Here is a 17958-nt window from a genome sequence, read left to right on the forward strand (position 1 = left end):
GTTTTATGAAAAAACTACATATCGGATTATTGCCGCGTATCATTATAGCCATCGCATTAGGTATTCTTTTTGGTAATTTTCTTCCCGGAGAATTGGTACGCCTGTTCGTTACATTCAACGGTATCTTCAGCGAATTTCTGAATTTCTCCATACCACTGATTATTGTGGGACTGGTTACCGTAGCTATCGCCGATATCGGTAAAGGCGCCGGGAAACTGCTGTTGATTACCGCACTGATAGCCTATGGGGCAACCCTGTTTTCCGGTTTCCTCTCTTACTTTACAGGAGTAACCATATATCCTCATCTGATAGAGTCCGGTGCCCCGTTGGAAGAGGTCAGCGAAGCACAAGGGATATTGCCGTTTTTCTCAGTCGCCATTCCACCGCTCATGAATGTAATGACGGCACTGGTACTGGCGTTCACTTTAGGGTTGGGACTTGCCCAACTGAAAAACGATACACTTAAGAATGCAGCACGTGATTTTCAGGATATCATTGTCCGTATGATCAGTGCAGTGATCCTACCGCTCCTCCCTATTTATATATTCGGTATATTCCTTAATATGACGCATTCGGGACAGGTATTCTCCATCTTAATGGTATTCATAAAGATTATCGGCGTAATCTTCCTGCTGCACATCTTCCTGCTGTTATTTCAATATTGCATCGCTGCGCTGTTTGTCCGTAAAAATCCTTTTAAGCTGTTGGGGCGGATGCTACCCGCTTATTTCACGGCTTTAGGTACACAATCATCCGCCGCCACCATTCCTGTTACCCTGGAACAGACAAAGAAGAATGGTGTGTCACCCGATATTGCAGGGTTTGTTATCCCTCTTTGCGCCACGATACACTTATCCGGCAGCACGCTGAAAATCGTAGCATGCGCTCTTGCTCTGATGATGATGCAAGGTATACCTTTTGATTTCCCTTTATTTGCCGGTTTCATTTTTATGCTGGGCATCACGATGGTGGCTGCTCCGGGAGTGCCCGGTGGTGCCATCATGGCATCTTTGGGTATTCTGCAATCCATGCTCGGTTTCGATGAATCGGCACAGGCACTGATGATTGCACTCTACATTGCAATGGATAGCTTCGGTACTGCATGCAATGTAACGGGAGATGGGGCAATTGCACTGGTGGTAGATAAGATATATAAGTGACAAGCCAATAAGTTTTGTATTCTCGTAAAAAATAACGAATTTTGCCCCGCAAAAAATAATCAATAAAGAAGCTTACAATATGAAAACAGCTTTAATCTCCGGAATAACAGGCCAGGACGGTTCGTTTCTCGCCGAATTCTTATTACAGAAAGGATATGAAGTACACGGTATTCTCCGTCGTTCTTCTTCATTCAATACAGGGCGCATCGAACATCTGTACTTCGACGAATGGGTACGCGATATGAAGCAAAAGCGCACCATTAACCTGCATTACGGTGACATGACGGATAGCAGCTCGCTGATCCGCATCATCCAACAGGTACAGCCGGACGAAATCTATAACCTCGCTGCGCAAAGCCATGTAAAAGTGTCTTTCGACGTACCGGAATACACCGCAGAGGCAGATGCCATCGGCACGCTGCGTATGCTCGAAGCTGTCCGCATCCTCGGCATGGAGAAAAAGACAAAGATTTACCAGGCCTCCACTTCAGAGCTTTACGGTAAAGTACAGGAAGTCCCCCAATCGGAAACAACTCCTTTCTATCCCCGCAGCCCATACGGAGTAGCCAAACAATACGGCTTCTGGATTACAAAGAACTACCGCGAAAGTTATGGTATGTTTGCCGTAAACGGTATCCTCTTCAATCACGAAAGCGAACGCAGAGGAGAAACATTCGTAACCCGTAAGATTACGCTGGCCGCCGCCCGCATAGCCCAAGGTTTCCAGGACAAACTGTATCTGGGTAATCTGGATGCTCGCCGCGACTGGGGATATGCAAAAGATTATGTAGAATGTATGTGGCTGATTCTTCAGCACGATACACCGGAAGACTTCGTAATCGCCACAGGCGAAATGCATACGGTCCGCGAATTTGCTACGCTTGCCTTCAAGGAAGTAGGCATCGAACTGCGATGGGAAGGTGAAGGTGTAGAAGAAAAAGGTATCAATATGCAAACGGGAAAAACGCTTGTAGAAATAGATCCTAAATATTTCCGCCCTGCCGAAGTGGAACAGCTGTTAGGTAATCCGACAAAGGCCAAAACTCTTTTAGGGTGGAATCCGAGACAAACCAGTTTTGAAGAATTGGTGAAAATCATGGCAGCACACGATATGAAGTTTGTGAAGAAGCTATATCTGAGATCACTTGAAAAATAATATATAAAAAATAGAACTATAATGTTAGACAAGAACGCCAAAATCTACGTAGCCGGACACCGTGGTCTGGTAGGCTCCGCCATCTGGAAAAACCTGCAAGATAAAGGATATACCAATCTCATTGGCAAAACCCATAAAGAACTCGACTTGCTGGATGCCGTTTCCGTACGTAAATTCTTTGATGAAGAACAACCGGAATATGTATTCCTTGCCGCTGCTTTCGTAGGCGGCATCATGGCAAACAGCATTTACCGTGCCGACTTCATCTACAAAAACCTGCAAATACAGCAAAACGTCATCGGTGAAAGTTTTCGCCACAATGTGAAGAAACTCCTCTTTCTGGGAAGCACCTGCATCTATCCGCGTGATGCCGAACAACCCATGAAAGAAGAAGTGCTCCTCACCTCTCCGCTGGAATATACCAACGAACCGTACGCCATCGCCAAGATTGCCGGCCTGAAAATGTGCGAGAGCTTCAACCTGCAATATGGCACGAATTACATCGCCGTAATGCCTACCAACCTCTATGGTCCGAATGACAACTTCGATCTGGAACGCAGCCATGTGCTCCCTGCCATGATTCGTAAGATACATCTGGCTCATTGCCTGAAGCAAGGCGACTGGGATGCAATATGCAAAGACCTGAACCAGCGTCCGGTAGAAGGCATCGACGGCAACAGCAGTAAGGAAGATATCCTTGCCATCCTTGCCAAATACGGCATCAGCGACAGCGAAGTGAAATTATGGGGCACAGGCACACCTCTTCGCGAATTTCTCTGGAGCGAAGAAATGGCAGATGCCAGCGTCTTCGTAATGGAGCATGTAGACTTCAAAGACACCTACAAACAAGGTGATAAAGACATCCGTAACTGCCATATCAATATAGGTACAGGCAAAGAAATCTCTATCCGCGAACTGGCCGAACTGATAGTTTCCACCGTGGGTTACCAAGGTCAGCTGACTTTCGACAGCACCAAACCGGACGGAACCATGCGCAAACTGACTGACCCCTCAAAACTGCACGCTCTGGGCTGGCAACACAAAGTGGAGATCAAAGAAGGCGTACAACGCATGTACAACTGGTACTTAGGGCGGTAATGCATTAAATTCACCACAGAGTAACACAGAGTTCCACAGAGTTTGTTTTCCTTGAGCTCAAATTGATTAAACTCTGTGGAACCCTGTGTTACTCTGTGGTGAGCTTCATCTGCCCAAGCTAAATTGTACATATCCCCCCGCTTTTTTCAGTTAAAAATTTGCATTCTTTCTATAAAGCCTTATATTTGCACAATTTTCAACTAAATGTGCAATATATAATATCATGGAACAAAGTTTTATCGCCTATATTGAGAACAGCATTAAACAGAATTGGGACCTGGATGCCCTGACCGATTATAATGGGGCTACCCTGCAATACAAAGACGTAGCCCGCAAAATAGAGAAAGTACACTTAATCTTCGAAGCAAGCGGCATCAAGAAAGGAGATAAAATTGCCATCTGCGGACGTAACAGTTCACACTGGGGAGTTACTTTCCTCGCTACACTGACCTACGGGGCTGTTGCAGTTCCCATCCTGCACGAATTTAAAGCGGATAATATACATAATATCGTAAACCATTCCGAAGCCAAATTACTGTTTGTGGGCGACCAGGTATGGGAGAATCTGAACGAAGCCGCCATGACCATTCTGGAAGGCATCATCCTGATGACGGATTTCTCTATCCTGATATCCCGTACGGAAAAACTGGATTATGCCCGCGAACATCTGAATGAGTTGTTCGGCAAGAAATATCCCAAGAATTTCCGCAAGGAACACATCGAATATCACAAGGATCAGCCTGAAGAACTGGCAGTAATCAACTATACTTCCGGTACGACGAGTTATTCTAAAGGCGTAATGCTGCCCTATCGCAGTCTGTGGTCGAATACAGCATTTGCATTTGAGGTATTGCCACTGAAGGCCGGAGATAAGATTATCTCCATGCTACCGATGGCACACATGTATGGGCTGGCATTCGAATTCCTGTACGAGTTCGCCGCAGGATGTCAGATATACTTCCTCACCCGTATGCCAAGTCCGAAGATTATCTTCCAGGCATTCTCGGAAGTGAAGCCGCACCTTGTAGTAGCTGTGCCACTTATCATTGAAAAGATTATCAAGAAAAACGTGCTTCCGAAACTGGAAACGCCGACTATGAAGTTATTGCTTAAAGTCCCCATTATCAACGATAAAATCAAGACAACCGTACGCGAAGGAGTAGTCAGTGCCTTCGGTGGACGTTTTGCGGAAGTCATCGTAGGGGGTGCCGCTTTCAACCAGGAAGTAGAACAGTTCCTACGCATGATAGAATTCCCCTACACGGTAGGTTACGGAATGACGGAATGCGGACCGATCATCTGTTACGAAGACTGGTCACGCTTCAAACCGGGTTCCTGCGGTAAGGCCGTCCCCCGTATAGAAGTGAAAATCCTTTCTCCTGATCCGGAAAACATAGCGGGAGAAATCGTATGCCGCGGACCTAACGTCATGCTGGGATACTATAAAAATGAAGAAGCTACCCGTGAAGCTATTGATGCAGACGGTTGGTTGCACACCGGTGACCTTGCGCTGATGGATGCCGAGGGCAATGTAACCATCAAGGGACGCAGCAAGAACATGTTGCTCGGTGCCAGCGGACAGAATATCTACCCCGAAGAAATAGAAGACAAGTTGAACAACCTGCCGTATGTTGCCGAAAGCATTATCGTACAGCAAAATGAAAAGCTTGTCGGACTGGTATATCCTGACTTTGACGATGCTTTTGCACATGGTCTGACCACTACGGACATCGAACGTGTGATGGAAGAAAATCGCGTTGCGTTAAACGCAGAGCTTCCGGCGTACAGCCAGATACTCAAAATGAAAATCTATCCTGAAGAATTTGAGAAAACGCCCAAACGCTCCATCAAACGGTTCTTGTACCAAGAGGCGAAAGGATAGGGAAAAAACACTAACCTTTATAAAGTATCATCTCAAATGAAAAACGAATTATTACTATCTGCTGCCATATTACCCATGTGCGGTATGGCAGGAGAAGCGATTGCGGCATCTCCGGAAAAGGGAGCGCCGAAAGAAAAGCAACGTCCGAACATAGTTCTGTTTTTGGTTGACGACATGGGATGGCAGGATACTTCGCTGCCTTTCTGGACTCAACGAACGCATTACAACAACACTTACCACACGCCGAACATGGAACGTCTGGCGGCACAAGGGAAGATGTTCACACAAGCATACGCTTGTAGTATCAGCTCCCCCACCCGGGTCAGTCTTTTTACAGGGATGAATGCCGCGCGGCATCGTGTGACAAGTTGGACATTACGCAAAAATACAACGCATGAACAACCGGACTCTGTGATGATCTATCCGGAATGGAATGTGAATGGTATTTGTCAGGAAGCGGGAATCGAACGCACTACACAAGTCACTACGCTTGCACAAGTGCTTAAAGAGAACGGATATCAGACCATTCATTGCGGTAAAGCCCACTTTGGAGCAAATGATACTCCTGGAGCTGATCCGCTGACGATGGGCTTTGAAGTAAACATAGCCGGACACGCTGCCGGTTCACCGGCCAGTTACTACGGCAAGAATAATTTCGGTAATAAGCCGGACGGGAAAAGTCCGTTGGCAGCAGTTCCGGGATTGGAAAAATATCATGGTACGGATACCTTCCTCAGCGAAGCACTTACACTGGAAGCGATGAAGGCTTTGGATAGTGCACAACAAAAGGATGAACCATTCTTCTTATATATGGCTCATTATGCCATTCATACGCCTATACAACCGGACTATCGCTTTTATCAGAAATATCTGGATAAAGGACTTCCACCCGTAGAGGCCGCCTATGCCACCCTCATTGAAGGGATGGATAAAAGTCTGGGAGATTTGATGGACTATCTGGAACGCAACCATCTGACAGAAAATACAGTCATTCTTTTCATGTCCGATAATGGCGGCCTGGCTGCACATACCCGTGCCGGAGAACTGCATACACAGAATTACCCGCTTAACAGCGGAAAAGGTTCCGCTTACGAGGGCGGTGTACGCGAACCGATGATCGTGAGCTGGCCCGGTGTAGTAGCTCCGGATACGAAATGTGGAGATTATCTGATGATTGAAGATTTCTATCCGACTATTCTTGAGATAGCAGGTGTCCAGAAGTACACTACCGTGCAACAACGGGATGGTATCAGTTTTATGCCGTTGTTGACAGGAAAGGGCAAAATCAAGGATCGTGCTATCTATTGGCACTATCCCCATAGTTGGGGACCTTCGGGCCCGGGTATTGGAGCCACCTGCTCCATCCGCTCCGGTGACTGGAAACTTGTATATTACTTTGCGGACGGTAAACGTGAACTGTTTAATATTCCGGAAGATATCAGCGAGAAAAACGACGTGGCTATAAAGAATCCACGTATCGTAAAGAAATTAGCACAGAAATTAAGTAACTATCTCCGGTCGGTAGATGCGCAGCGTCCTACACTTCGTGCCACCGGCAAATTAGCCCCCTGGCCGGACGAAATTAAAGATTGAAACCAATGAGACGATTATTTCCATTCATTATTGCATTACTGATGGTTGCGGGTACACTTCCTGCACAGACCACTGACAGTCCGTCAACAACAAAGAAAGACAGAGAGCCTGTCGGCATCAACCTATCCTTGTGGAAGAACATGTCTACGCAGCCGACTGACACTGTCGGCAGTACCTGCCTAAACCTCGGTCTTTTTTCCTCCATGAACCGCCTGAACGGTGTGGGTATCAATCTACTGGGCGGAGTGGTGCTGCGTGACATGAACGGTGTACAAATCACAGGACTTGCCAACTTAGTAGGAGGCAGTATGCGAGGCGTCCAGATTGCCGGTATCAGTAACGTGAATGGGAATAATCTCAGTGGCGTATCCATATCCGGTTTAGTCGGTATCACAGGAAATCATGCACAAGGTGTCATTTTTTCGGGGCTCACCAATATAACAGGAGACAACACCAGTGGTGTTATCATAGGTGGTCTGCTGAACATTAGCGGTGAGAACTCTTCGGGTGTGCACTTGGCAGGATTAGCCAATATTGCGGGTGAGAGCTTCAATGGCATCACCACTTCCGGGCTTCTGAATATTGTAGGCCAAAGTCTGCGAGGCATACAAATCAGCGGCTTGGGCAACATCACAGGAGAAAACATGCACGGTATGCAAATATCCGGACTCGGTAACGTGATAGGCGGAAGTTTTACCGGTGCGCAACTTGCCCCCATGAACATGGCAAAAAGCGGAAAAGGATTGCAAATCGGATTATTCAATTACTATAAGGAGAACTTCGATGGCTTCCAGTTAGGTCTGGTAAATGCCAATCCGGATACAAAAGTACAGCTAATGCTTTTCGGAGGAAACACTACAAAGCTAAATGTAGGTGCCCGTTTCAAGAACAAGTTGTTCTATACCATCTTAGGCGGTGGTACGCACTATCTGGATTTCAGCGATAAGTTTTCCGCCTCCCTCTTCTATCGTGCCGGCCTCGAATTACCTTTGTACAAGCAGTTGTTCATCAGCGGTGACCTGGGCTTCCAGCACATCGAAAACTTCAAGAATAAAGATTACGGTTTCCCCGCACGCCTCTACGCCCTCCAGGCACGTGTCAATCTGGAATATCGCTTAACAGACCGCCTCGGTATATTTGTCACCGGTGGTTACGGTGGCAGCCGCTACTACAACAAGGGGGTTACTTACGATAAAGGAATGATCCTGGAAGGAGGAGTGGTGGTGTTTAAATACTAAATCACTTTTCCTTTATAAATCCCGTCCTATACGCTACCAGCAACTTCTTCAGGTCCTGTATCTGCGTTACCAGTACTTTTCCCTTATCGGTATCTTTCACCATCATGCGTTGTGAATTGAACTCAACGACGAAAGTATTGGATTTGATATCCTGTCCCTCTTCTATTGCTTTCTGACGGCTTTGGAACGGTTCATGTTGCACTAGCTGTAAGCCATGCGAATGATATACCAGCGTATATCCGGCAATTCCGGTTTCCGGCTGATATGCTTTGGAGAATCCACCGTCAATCACCAGCAGTTTACCGTCTGCTTTTATCGGCTTCTCACCTTTGATAATCTTCACAGGCACATGTCCGTTAATGATGTGTGAATGAGGACCTGTAACCTCAAATTCCGCAAGAATACGCTCGCAAATATCCGCACGGTTACGCAAAGTATAATAATATCCTTTGGTCTCCTTAGACAGTTCTTTATCTCCGATGAAATAACGTTCAAACGTTGCCATCTTATCCTTGTCAAACGATGGAGCATTTGGGCCACACCACATATACCACACATAATCCAGCGCAAAACTCTTCTCCTCCGTACCGTCTTCATCAAAATAAGCTGTACGTATCAGCTGATCCGTTTTACACAATAATTTCTTGCCCCAATATTCTTTCTTTCCGATGCGGACACGCTTGAAACTGCCATCTTCATTCAGAGGCATCGAAGCATGATACAACAGGTTACTATTACAAATCAGATACATACCTCCATACGTAAATAAACAACGCATGTGCTTCTTCAGCTTTTCACTGTTCATGAACGAAGCATGAATCTTATCAATCAACTCCCGTTCTTCATCTGACAGGCGATACGGATCAGCCGGATCAATCGTCGGGAAGTTGGTGTCGCGAAGCGGATATTCCTTTCCTTCGTACACAAAGACGCCTTTCTCGAAATCAATCTTTTCCAGCAACTTTCGGTTCTGCATGCCAAACTCAGGACGACGATCTATAATCTCCGCTTCCAGTTTGAACTGTATCACCGTAATGGCTTTATGCATCTGGGTAATCAACCGTAAAGTCTTCTCGTTATAGTTACCATCTGCGAAGTTCATCTTCGGTGCAAAGATTGTACAGGGATCATCCGCATAGGTATCCATGGCAAACGTGGCAAGCGGCAGCAAGTTGATGCCATACCCGTCTTCCAATGTCGCCAGATTAGCGTAACGCATCGACATACGGATCACATTGGCAATACAGGCATCATTACCTGAGGCTGCTCCCATCCAAAGAATGTCGTGGTTTCCCCACTGGATATCGAAGTTATGATAATCGCAGAGTGTATCCATAATGATATGCGCTCCCGGACCACGGTCGTAGATATCTCCTACGATGTGCAAGGAATCAATCGTCAGTCGCTGGATGAGATTACACATCGCGATGATGAAATCATCTGAACGCTTGGTAGAGATGATAGTGCTGATAATCACATTGATATAGGCATGCTTATTAGGCTCTACACTCGACTCATGCAGCAATTCCTGAATGATATACGAAAATTCTGCCGGAAGTGCCTTGCGTACCTTTGAACGTGTATATTTGGAAGATACATTCTGGCAAACTTTCACCAGTTGGTTCAATGTGATCAGATACCAGTCGTCCAGGTCAGCCTCCTGTTCTTTAATCAGTTGCAGCTTCTCTTCGGGATAGTAAATCAGCGTACATATCTCTTTCTTCTCGCTTTCGCGCAGGGTATGCCCGAAGATTTCATTCACTTTTCGCTTCACGGCTCCCGAAGCGTTTTTCAACACATGCTGAAAGGCTTCATATTCACCATGAATATCGGTCAGGAAGTGTTCTGTCCCCTTCGGGAGATTCAAAATAGCTTCCAAATTGATTATTTCTGTACTGGCATCCGCAATTGTAGGGAAACTGCGTGACAGCAACTGCAAATAACGCAAGTCGCTCATGATGCTTTCAGGGGTAATATTACTCATGATATCTAATTACAAATTACAATTTACAAATTACATATGGGCTTGTGTCTTCATTCCAAACCTCAACTCTACGTTCCTAATCCTCTACTTTGCATTCCCAATCCTCAACTCTACATTCCCAACTCTTCACTATCAACTTAAAAAGAACATCAACAGCACTTGGGCGATAATCACACGCAGAAACATGCACAAGGGATAAACCGTAGCATAAGAAACTGAAGGATTATCACCGGGAATGGTATCATTTACATAATTCAATGCCATCGGATTCGCCATACTACCGCACAGCATCCCTGCCACCGAACCGAAATCTATCTTCATCCAACGGAAAGCAATGATTCCCATTATCAGTACAGGAAGCACAGTCAGCGCACAGCCGATAGCTATCCACAACAAACCTTCCGGACGGAACACCGTATCGAAGAAATGGGCACCCGCATCCAATCCCAGACAAGCCAGATAGAGCGACAAGCCCAAGGCACGAAGCATCAGATTGGCACTGCGGGTTGTGTAGGTCACCATGTGCATTCTCGGACCGAAAGTACCGATAAGAATGCCTACGATAATCGGGCCTCCTGCAAGTCCCAACTTCACGGGAGTGCTGACACCGGGGATAACGATAGGTATTGCTCCCAATGCAAGGCCAAGGACGATGCCCACGAATACAGCAACCAGATTAGGTTCTTTGAGGCTCTTGACAGCATTGCCCAATACTTTTTCCACATTTTGTACGGCAGCCGCCTCACCTATTACCGTCAGCCGGTCACCCAACTGCAAAGTTAGTTCCGCCGTAGCCAGCAACTGCACGCCACTGCGATATACGCGACTGATATTGATGCCGTAATGATTGCGCAGATGCAGCGAACCCAGTTTCTTTCCGTTCAGTTCAGGACGTGTCACCACGATACGTTGCGAAATCAACTGGCTGTCGATAGCATTCCAGTCGATATCTTCCTTGTTCCAGTCCGTATTTTCCTGTTCACCGAACAGCACTGTCAAGGCAGGCGCATTCTTCTCGGAAGTGATGACCAGCAGACGGTCACCTTCTTTAATCACCTTCTCGGAAGTAGGGATACTCACATTCCCGTCTCGCCACAAACGTGATATCACGAATTTAGGATAGCTCAATTGCGCTATATCCTTTATGCTCATATTAAAAATTGCCGGATTGTGCACCTGAAATGCAACGATATACGGCTTATTCACATTGTCTTTCTCTTTGACTTCCAGATCTTCCTTACGTACCAGCATTTTGCGTATCAGCAGGATACCGAGAATCACTCCCACTACGCCCAATGGATATGCCACCGCACACCCCAAAGCCGGCGTATTTGCTTCAATACCCATCTGTTTCAAGGTTTGCTGTGCGGCACCCAGCGCAGGGGTATTGGTTGTGGCACCACAGAGGATACCCACCATGTCCGGCAGGGAAACTCCCAGTCCATAGCTACCCAGCACCGTCATCACCGTACCGATCAGCACCACGCCCACTGCCAGCATATTCAGTTGCACACCACCCGTCCTGAACGAACTGAAAAAACCCGGACCGACCTGCAATCCCAGTGCATACACGAATATCACTAAGCCGAAACTCTCAGCATAGTTCAACATCTGCGGGTCAATGGACAGCCCGAAATGTCCGGCAATGATCCCTGCAAAAAATACAAACGTCACGCCTAACGATATGCCGCAGATGTGTATTTTTCCCAGTCCCAAGCCAATAGCGGAGATTAACGAGAGTACTACAACCGCCTGTAGAGCGGAATGTTCAACGAATAAACTGTATAACCAATCCAATGTGTTTACGCTTTTAATTGATTTCGGAGTGCAAAGATAGGAAGTATTCCCGGAGAATGAGAATTAATTGCATAAAAAAAACGGTCATCATTATTTGATAACCGCTTCTATACTTTGTACACCCTCAGGGACTCGAACCCTGGACCCATTGATTAAGAGTCAATTGCTCTACCAGCTGAGCTAAGAGTGCATTATGCTTTTTTACCGTAGTGGATACGAGAATCGAACTCGTATTACATGCGTGAGAGGCATGTGTCCTAACCGTTAGACGAATCCACCGGCTGTTTGCGGAAGCGGGGGGATTCGAACCCCCGGTACAGTTACCCGTACGTCAGTTTAGCAAACTGGTGGTTTCAGCCACTCACCCACACTTCCTTAAACCTGCATTGTTTCTCAAATGCGGTGCAAATGTATGGGAAACTTTTGGACTATGCAAATCTTTTCATCATATTTTTTTCTGACTTTTTTCACAAAAAGATGTAATCTGTTAAAAGTCAAAAGCAAAGGCATAGAAAAAAAATGAAAGAGTGAAAGAATTTGTGTTCAAATTGAAAGTTCCATTTATTTCTTTTCTGGAGGGTTTTGAATGAAGTGATGATTTATTTTTTAGACGCGGATGACACGGATGACGCAGATTTTTTATTTATTGATGTGACAGCGCAGCCTTTAAATCCGTGTCATCCGTGTCATCTGCGTCTAAGAGATTGAATACATAGGCTAAAATCATTTACCTCATTTCTACACAGAAACGAATTAATTTTGATGCGGTGCCCCTGAAAATTGACTCATATCAATTCTCCTATCCTTCCCTTTGCGTACCTTTGCGCGATTTTTCATCACCGTGTCTCAAACACATACGAAATGATACATCAGGAAAGTTTAAAAAAGCGGCTAGCCAAGCTTGCCGCCCCTATTTTCATAGAAACCCTGCTCATTATGATGCTGGGCGCTGTGGATACTATTATGTTGAGCCGCCACTCCGATAGTAGTGTTGCCGCTGTGGGGGTGGTCAATCAGATTATCATGCTCACTTTTCTCGTGTTCGAGGTCATCAATCTCGGTACTTCCGTCCTTTGCTCCCAATATCTCGGTGCCCGCCTGCAAAAGAAAGTAGTGCAAGTGGTCGGTGTTTCAATCCTTGTGAACATAGTGGTAGGCCTATCCATCAGCCTGCTCCTTTTCTTTGGTACCGGACCTATCCTGCACCTGATGGGACTGACTTCCGAACTGATGACTGATGGCATGGACTATATGCGTATTGTAGGCGCGTTTGCCTTCTTCCAAGCCATTTCATTAACGCTTTCCGCCTCCCTGCGCAGTGCCAACAAAGCCATTTATCCGATGTTAGTAACCGTTGTTGTCAATATCCTAAATATAATAGGTAATTACTCACTCATCTTCGGTCGCTTTGGTTTTCCCGAGCTCGGCGTAGAAGGAGCTGCCATCTCTACTGCTTTCAGTCGGGGTGTATCTATGATACTTTTATTCATTATCCTGTTTCGCAAACATATCCACCGCTTCCCCGTTGCCTATTTCCGCCCGTTCCCATGGATAGAGCTAAAGAACCTGATGAAAATCGGCCTTCCCTCCGCCGGCGAACAACTTTCTTACAGTTCTTCGCAAGTAGTGATTACCTTCTTCATCAATATGCTGGGCGTAGAAGCGCTTGCCACACGCACCTATTGTGTCAACATCATCATGTTTGCCTATCTGTTCAGCATCTCCATGGCGCAGGGGGGTGCCATTTGCATCGGGCATCTCATCGGAGAAAAGAAACCTCATGCCGCTTTCCTCATGGGTAAATATGTTATGAAGAAATCCGTCATGATCACCGTTATACTCTCCACCATCCTTGCTATATTCGGAAACACGATCTTCCATTGGCTTACTACCAATGAAGAAATCATCCGGCTCGGAACCACCATCCTCATCATCGATGTCATTCTTGAAATCGGACGTCCCATCAATATTTTCGCAACAAACGCCTTGCGTGCCGCCGGGGATGTCACCTACCCCTTCTATGTCGGTCTGGTTGTTCAGTGGAGCGTTGCCGTCGGCTTGGGCTACATCATCGGTATCCCTCTGGAGTGGGGCATCTGTGGTATGTGGGTCGCCTTCTTGCTGGACGAGAACATCCGTGGAGCCATCTTCGTAAAACGCTGGTACAGTATGAAGTGGACGACTAAAGGGTTTGTTAAGTGATTACTAACCGCTAATCACTTAATAAGATTTGATATAAATCAAATCTTTTATACCTTTGTCCCCGGAAACAGTTACAGAAACCAGCGAACAATTATGGATACATTATTAAAAGAGACAGTTAATGCCACTGTGAACTCCCGTTATCCGGGCATGGCACCTGAAGGTAGAAAACTGATAGAAGATATTCTGATCCGCAAAGAGCTGGAAAAGGGTGAACTCTTATTCAAGGAGGGACAAGTCTGCCACCACATGGTATTTGTTGGAAAAGGCATGATGCGCCAATTCTATTATAAAAACGGTAAGGACGTCACTGAACACTTTTCCTACGAGGGTTGTGTCATCATCTGCATCGAAAGCACTCTGAAACAAGAACCGACCCGCCTGATGGCAGAGGCCCTGGAGCCTTGTACAGTCTACCTTCTCCCCTACGACAAATTCATGAGATTGACCGAAATCTCCTGGGAAATAAATATGTTCTATCGCAAGATACTGGAATACTCACTCATCGTATCCCAGGTGAAAGCCGACTCATGGCGTTTCGAGACAGCCCGCGAACGCTACAATATGCTGATGCACACCCATCCGGAAGTCATCAAGCGGGCACCATTGTCACATATCGCATCTTACTTGCTAATGACACCTGAAACTCTGAGCCGTGTACGCGCAGGGATATTGTAAGAAATACGATAAGAATATTCAGTTTTTGATTTATATCAAATCATTTTTCCCTGAAACTCTCTACCTTTGCGCCATCAGAAAAGAAATAGAATTAGTTTTTATAGGTAAAAGAGATTAGTTTTTAGGGTATAAATTAAAAAAGAGGTAACAACTGAGTAAGGTTGTTGCCTCTTTTTTCGTTTACACTACAAAAATCATTTAAAAAACATGTAATGATGCAAATTAATTTATATATTTGTACGGATGGAAATGAAGACACACGTATCACTACTGAAAACAATATTGTTTCTTACCCTTGTACTGATCGGATGCCAGGGAAGTTCAGATAAAGAGACACCTCCGGTAGAGCTACCACAAGAACTATTCCGGGATGGAGATATCGCTTTCAGAAGAGGAACAGGGATTACCAGCAGAGTGGTGTTGGCTGCAGACCGGGAAGGCGCTTATTCGCATACCGGCATCCTGAAAAAGAAAGCCGGACAATGGTATGTGATACATGCCGTACCTGGTGAACCGGATTTTAAGGACGACCCTGACCGTGTAAAAATGGAAACCTTAGAAGTGTTCTTTGAGAAAAGAAAAGCTGTTAACGGAGCTATCATGCGTGTATCAGGGGATTCGGTAGCCAGATACCGGGCAGCAACTCACGCGGAACATCTTTATGAGAGCCATGTATTATTCGATCATGATTATGACTTGGCAGACACCACCAAGATGTATTGCACGGAGTTGATAGACTTTGTATACAGAAAAGAGGGAATAGATTTACCTGAAGGGCGTGTCAGCCACGTAAATATTCCCGGATTCAGAGGAGATTATCTCCTGCCCAACGATATTGCACAGAGCAAGCGTCTCTGTTTGATATACAATTTTTAAATACACATTAATCACTTTAAAAAAAAGCGTATGAAAAAGGTATTTTATTTTAGTCTGATGGTTATGACTATGTTTTTAATGACAGCTTGCTCTTCAAGTGGCCCGGGAGATGCTATGAAAAAGTATGGTAATTATCTCATCAAAGGTGACTATGAAAAGTTTGTAGACGGACTTGCATTTGATGAAAGCGTAGGTGCGGAAAAAATGAAAGAGCAAAAGGACGGGCTTGTGTCCATGCTGAAAGAGAAAGTTTCCAAAGAATATGAAAAAAAGGACGGACTGAAAAGCATAGAGATCATATCAGAAGAAATATCGGAAGATGGAAACAGCGCAACAGTAAAGATTAAGCAAACCTACGGAAACGGAGAAACGCAGGATGGTACGCAATCAATGGTAAAAAGAGATGGCAAATGGCTAATGTCAGTAGATAAGTAAGCTTTTCATTTTGCTTAGTAGAGCTCACCTTGCCCAACTTCCGTAAAGAGTTGGGCGAGCTTTTCTATTACTGGTTTTACATAATATGCTCCTTTTTCTGCTGAAGCTTTCCTGGGATTCCCTACCCCACTATCTATCGTAGCTTTATCCCAATGACGAGGTGCCCAGCCCACCTTCTCATTCAGCGAAGGAATGGCAAACGGCTTGGATTTTCCATCGCCTGCTTCATCCAGATTCACTAATTCCGGATGGTAATGCATCATCACAGAAGTTTCCGATTCACCGGCATGATCGTCTATTTCAGCTTCAAAGTAGCCTTTGGGAGAAACAATACTGAACCAGTCAGTGGCTATAATCAGGAAATCCGGATAGACAAAAGCAAGGTCACGTATCATGCCTTTGAAGTTATTGCCTCCATGCCCGCTGATAATAATCAATTTACGCATCCCCTGAGCATACAGGGAAGCTACAATATCTTCCAGAATGGCCTGCTGGGTAGAGTAGCGGGTGTGTATGCAGAAAGGAAGTTCACGCTGTCCGGGATTATGAGCGCCAAAAGGTACGGGAGGCATCACCATACAGCGCACACCTGAATGCTCCAGTGCCAAAGCAGCGGCATCTACGGCTATATCATGAGGCAGAATACAATCAGTAAGATACGGAAGATGCAGATTATGGGGTTCCGTAGCACCCCAGGGAAGTATAACAACATCATACTCCACATCCTTTACTTTTCCATAGCAGGATACAGTAAGATCAATTTCTCTTTTTTCCATGCTTTCTTATTTTTGAGGGTATTTGATAGCTGCAAAAATAAAGAATATTCCGACACTGTGTACTATTGCTTACGATATTCTTTCGGAGACATACCTGTGTGATGCTTGAAATACTTGCCAAAGAAAGACTGATTGGCAAAATGAAGCTCGTCTGAAATCTCCTGAATACTCATTTCAGAAGATTTCAGCAGAGCTTTGGCTTCCAGAATAACGAGACTGTCAATCCATTCACCGGCAGTCTTTCCGCTCACTTCTTTTACAGCCGTAGAAAGATGCTTGGCTGTGAGGAACATCTTGTCGGCATAATAAGCTACACTTCGTTCTACTTTATATGATTCGGAAATCGAACGAATAAAACGTTCAAAGAGATCTTCTTTCCGGGTTTTCGTTTTTCTGACCGCAGGTTCATTACCCTGATAGATACCGTATATCTCATAAAACAAAGAAAGAATCAATCCTTGTGTAATCTCTTTACGGAAAGGGTTGTCCTTCAGTTTTACTTTCTTCTGAAGGAAAGAATAATATTCCTGAATGGCATCCATCTCTTCCGGTTTAAGGTGTACACAAGGCTGTTCCTTAATCATGAAAAACAAAGGGAACAACTGCTGCACCGTAGGAAGTACATCATCAATGAACTGTCCGGATACTACAATGAAAACTCCGGTAAAATCATCCGAACGCTCCACTTGCTGCAAGATCTGCTCGGGTAGTGTGACCACCAGAACACCTGCGGTTAGTTCATGCTCTTTCAGATTGATGCGTATCCGGCAATGCCCTTTCAGGCAAAGTGTCAGGCAAGACGCATTCAGACGCGTAGGGTAACCAAACAAGGGAATATCTCCTATATTGTCGAATATGGCAAAATCATTCCCGATAAAATCCATTGCCGGAAAACGGCGAATAGTTGCTATGTCTACGTTCTTTATATTTTTCATCTCCCTTTCTTAAATTACGCGGCAAACATAAGCAATATTTCGCTGAAAACCGTCCGAAATCTCCTAAAAAAAAGAAAAAAGGAACATTAGTATAAGAAAGGGCTTCTGAAATTATGCTCTTACAATAAATTCATAAGCCCTTGCAATA

General features: G+C 45.3%; 14 protein-coding genes and 3 tRNA genes. 10 read left to right on the forward strand and 7 right to left on the reverse strand.

Features of this window, described 5'->3' with window-relative positions; translation table 11 throughout:
* Positions 1 to 5: 5 nt before the first annotated feature.
* From VYM24_RS20845 to VYM24_RS20870, 6 genes are all read left to right on the forward strand, one after another.
* Positions 6 to 1160 (forward strand): dicarboxylate/amino acid:cation symporter, encoded by a 1155-nt coding sequence (locus VYM24_RS20845; protein WP_291549612.1) that lies wholly within the window; start codon positions 6 to 8, stop codon positions 1158 to 1160.
* A 79-nt stretch (positions 1161 to 1239) separates the two neighbouring features.
* Positions 1240 to 2316, forward strand: a complete 1077-nt coding sequence (gene gmd, locus VYM24_RS20850) for a GDP-mannose 4,6-dehydratase (RefSeq protein ID WP_330940819.1) — start codon at positions 1240 to 1242, stop codon at positions 2314 to 2316.
* 21 nt (positions 2317 to 2337) lie between these two features.
* Complete coding sequence (locus VYM24_RS20855) at positions 2338 to 3414, forward strand: GDP-L-fucose synthase family protein (protein ID WP_299088345.1); 1077 nt, start codon at positions 2338 to 2340, stop codon at positions 3412 to 3414.
* 223 nt (positions 3415 to 3637) lie between these two features.
* On the forward strand, positions 3638 to 5296 hold the full coding sequence (locus VYM24_RS20860) for a long-chain fatty acid--CoA ligase (protein WP_330940820.1): 1659 nt from the start codon (positions 3638 to 3640) through the stop codon (positions 5294 to 5296).
* A 36-nt stretch (positions 5297 to 5332) separates the two neighbouring features.
* Positions 5333 to 6889, forward strand: a complete 1557-nt coding sequence (locus tag VYM24_RS20865) for a sulfatase (protein WP_330940821.1) — start codon at positions 5333 to 5335, stop codon at positions 6887 to 6889.
* Positions 6890 to 6894: 5 nt separating this feature from the next.
* Positions 6895 to 8127 carry an LA_2272 family surface repeat-containing protein gene (locus VYM24_RS20870; protein ID WP_330940822.1) on the forward strand — a complete coding sequence of 411 codons (1233 nt, stop codon included), beginning with the start codon at positions 6895 to 6897 and terminating at the stop codon, positions 8125 to 8127.
* Position 8128: 1 nt separating this feature from the next.
* On the opposite strand, the gene VYM24_RS20875 is transcribed toward VYM24_RS20870, so the two are convergent.
* The 5 genes from VYM24_RS20875 to VYM24_RS20895 form a co-directional block, all read right to left on the reverse strand.
* A complete protein-coding gene (locus VYM24_RS20875) occupies positions 8129 to 10111 on the reverse strand; it encodes a fructose-bisphosphatase class III (protein WP_044270514.1) in 1983 nt (660 codons plus the stop codon).
* 132 nt (positions 10112 to 10243) lie between these two features.
* Complete coding sequence (locus VYM24_RS20880) at positions 10244 to 11908, reverse strand: putative transporter (RefSeq protein WP_291549617.1); 1665 nt, start codon at positions 11906 to 11908, stop codon at positions 10244 to 10246.
* A 117-nt stretch (positions 11909 to 12025) separates the two neighbouring features.
* Positions 12026 to 12098: transfer RNA gene (locus VYM24_RS20885), tRNA-Lys, on the reverse strand.
* 17 nt (positions 12099 to 12115) lie between these two features.
* A tRNA-Glu gene (locus tag VYM24_RS20890) sits at positions 12116 to 12187 on the reverse strand.
* Between the two features lie 9 nt (positions 12188 to 12196).
* Positions 12197 to 12283, reverse strand: a tRNA-Ser gene (locus tag VYM24_RS20895).
* A gap of 486 nt (positions 12284 to 12769) precedes the next feature.
* Here VYM24_RS20895 and VYM24_RS20900 point away from each other — a divergent pair.
* The 4 genes from VYM24_RS20900 to VYM24_RS20915 all read left to right on the forward strand — a co-directional run bounded on the left by VYM24_RS20900 (position 12770) and on the right by VYM24_RS20915 (position 16099).
* On the forward strand, positions 12770 to 14110 hold the full coding sequence (locus VYM24_RS20900) for an MATE family efflux transporter (protein WP_330940823.1): 1341 nt from the start codon (positions 12770 to 12772) through the stop codon (positions 14108 to 14110).
* A gap of 93 nt (positions 14111 to 14203) precedes the next feature.
* Positions 14204 to 14788, forward strand: a complete 585-nt coding sequence (locus VYM24_RS20905; RefSeq protein ID WP_217713619.1) for a Crp/Fnr family transcriptional regulator — start codon at positions 14204 to 14206, stop codon at positions 14786 to 14788.
* A 243-nt stretch (positions 14789 to 15031) separates the two neighbouring features.
* Positions 15032 to 15664, forward strand: a complete 633-nt coding sequence (locus VYM24_RS20910) for a C40 family peptidase (RefSeq protein WP_330940824.1) — start codon at positions 15032 to 15034, stop codon at positions 15662 to 15664.
* 30 nt (positions 15665 to 15694) lie between these two features.
* Positions 15695 to 16099 carry a DUF4878 domain-containing protein gene (locus VYM24_RS20915; RefSeq protein WP_217713617.1) on the forward strand — a complete coding sequence of 135 codons (405 nt, stop codon included), beginning with the start codon at positions 15695 to 15697 and terminating at the stop codon, positions 16097 to 16099.
* Positions 16100 to 16113: 14 nt separating this feature from the next.
* On the opposite strand, the gene VYM24_RS20920 is transcribed toward VYM24_RS20915, so the two are convergent.
* Together VYM24_RS20920 and VYM24_RS20925 are read right to left on the reverse strand one after the other, a co-directional pair.
* Positions 16114 to 16875 (reverse strand): creatininase family protein, encoded by a 762-nt coding sequence (locus tag VYM24_RS20920; RefSeq protein ID WP_299088330.1) that lies wholly within the window; start codon positions 16873 to 16875, stop codon positions 16114 to 16116.
* Positions 16876 to 16937: 62 nt separating this feature from the next.
* A complete protein-coding gene (locus VYM24_RS20925; protein WP_044270503.1) occupies positions 16938 to 17810 on the reverse strand; it encodes a helix-turn-helix domain-containing protein in 873 nt (290 codons plus the stop codon).
* Positions 17811 to 17958: the final 148 nt, after the last annotated feature.

The sequence above is a fragment of the Bacteroides sp. MSB163 genome (assembly GCF_036416795.1).
GTDB lineage: Bacteria > Bacteroidota > Bacteroidia > Bacteroidales > Bacteroidaceae > Bacteroides > Bacteroides maternus.

What these genes read in the sequence shown, in the direction of transcription:
- VYM24_RS20845 (WP_291549612.1), top strand. Translation starts at nt 6, where the DNA reads ATGAAAAAACTACATATCGGATTATTGCCGCGTATCATTATAGCCATC.
- gmd (WP_330940819.1), top strand. Translation starts at nt 1,240, where the DNA reads ATGAAAACAGCTTTAATCTCCGGAATAACAGGCCAGGACGGTTCGTTT.
- VYM24_RS20855 (WP_299088345.1), top strand. Translation starts at nt 2,338, where the DNA reads ATGTTAGACAAGAACGCCAAAATCTACGTAGCCGGACACCGTGGTCTG.
- VYM24_RS20860 (WP_330940820.1), top strand. Translation starts at nt 3,638, where the DNA reads ATGGAACAAAGTTTTATCGCCTATATTGAGAACAGCATTAAACAGAAT.
- VYM24_RS20865 (WP_330940821.1), top strand. Translation starts at nt 5,333, where the DNA reads ATGAAAAACGAATTATTACTATCTGCTGCCATATTACCCATGTGCGGT.
- VYM24_RS20870 (WP_330940822.1), top strand. Translation starts at nt 6,895, where the DNA reads ATGAGACGATTATTTCCATTCATTATTGCATTACTGATGGTTGCGGGT.
- VYM24_RS20875 (WP_044270514.1), bottom strand. Translation starts at nt 10,111, where the DNA reads ATGAGTAATATTACCCCTGAAAGCATCATGAGCGACTTGCGTTATTTG.
- VYM24_RS20900 (WP_330940823.1), top strand. Translation starts at nt 12,770, where the DNA reads ATGATACATCAGGAAAGTTTAAAAAAGCGGCTAGCCAAGCTTGCCGCC.
- VYM24_RS20905 (WP_217713619.1), top strand. Translation starts at nt 14,204, where the DNA reads ATGGATACATTATTAAAAGAGACAGTTAATGCCACTGTGAACTCCCGT.
- VYM24_RS20910 (WP_330940824.1), top strand. Translation starts at nt 15,032, where the DNA reads ATGGAAATGAAGACACACGTATCACTACTGAAAACAATATTGTTTCTT.
- VYM24_RS20915 (WP_217713617.1), top strand. Translation starts at nt 15,695, where the DNA reads ATGAAAAAGGTATTTTATTTTAGTCTGATGGTTATGACTATGTTTTTA.
- VYM24_RS20920 (WP_299088330.1), bottom strand. Translation starts at nt 16,875, where the DNA reads ATGGAAAAAAGAGAAATTGATCTTACTGTATCCTGCTATGGAAAAGTA.
- VYM24_RS20925 (WP_044270503.1), bottom strand. Translation starts at nt 17,810, where the DNA reads ATGAAAAATATAAAGAACGTAGACATAGCAACTATTCGCCGTTTTCCG.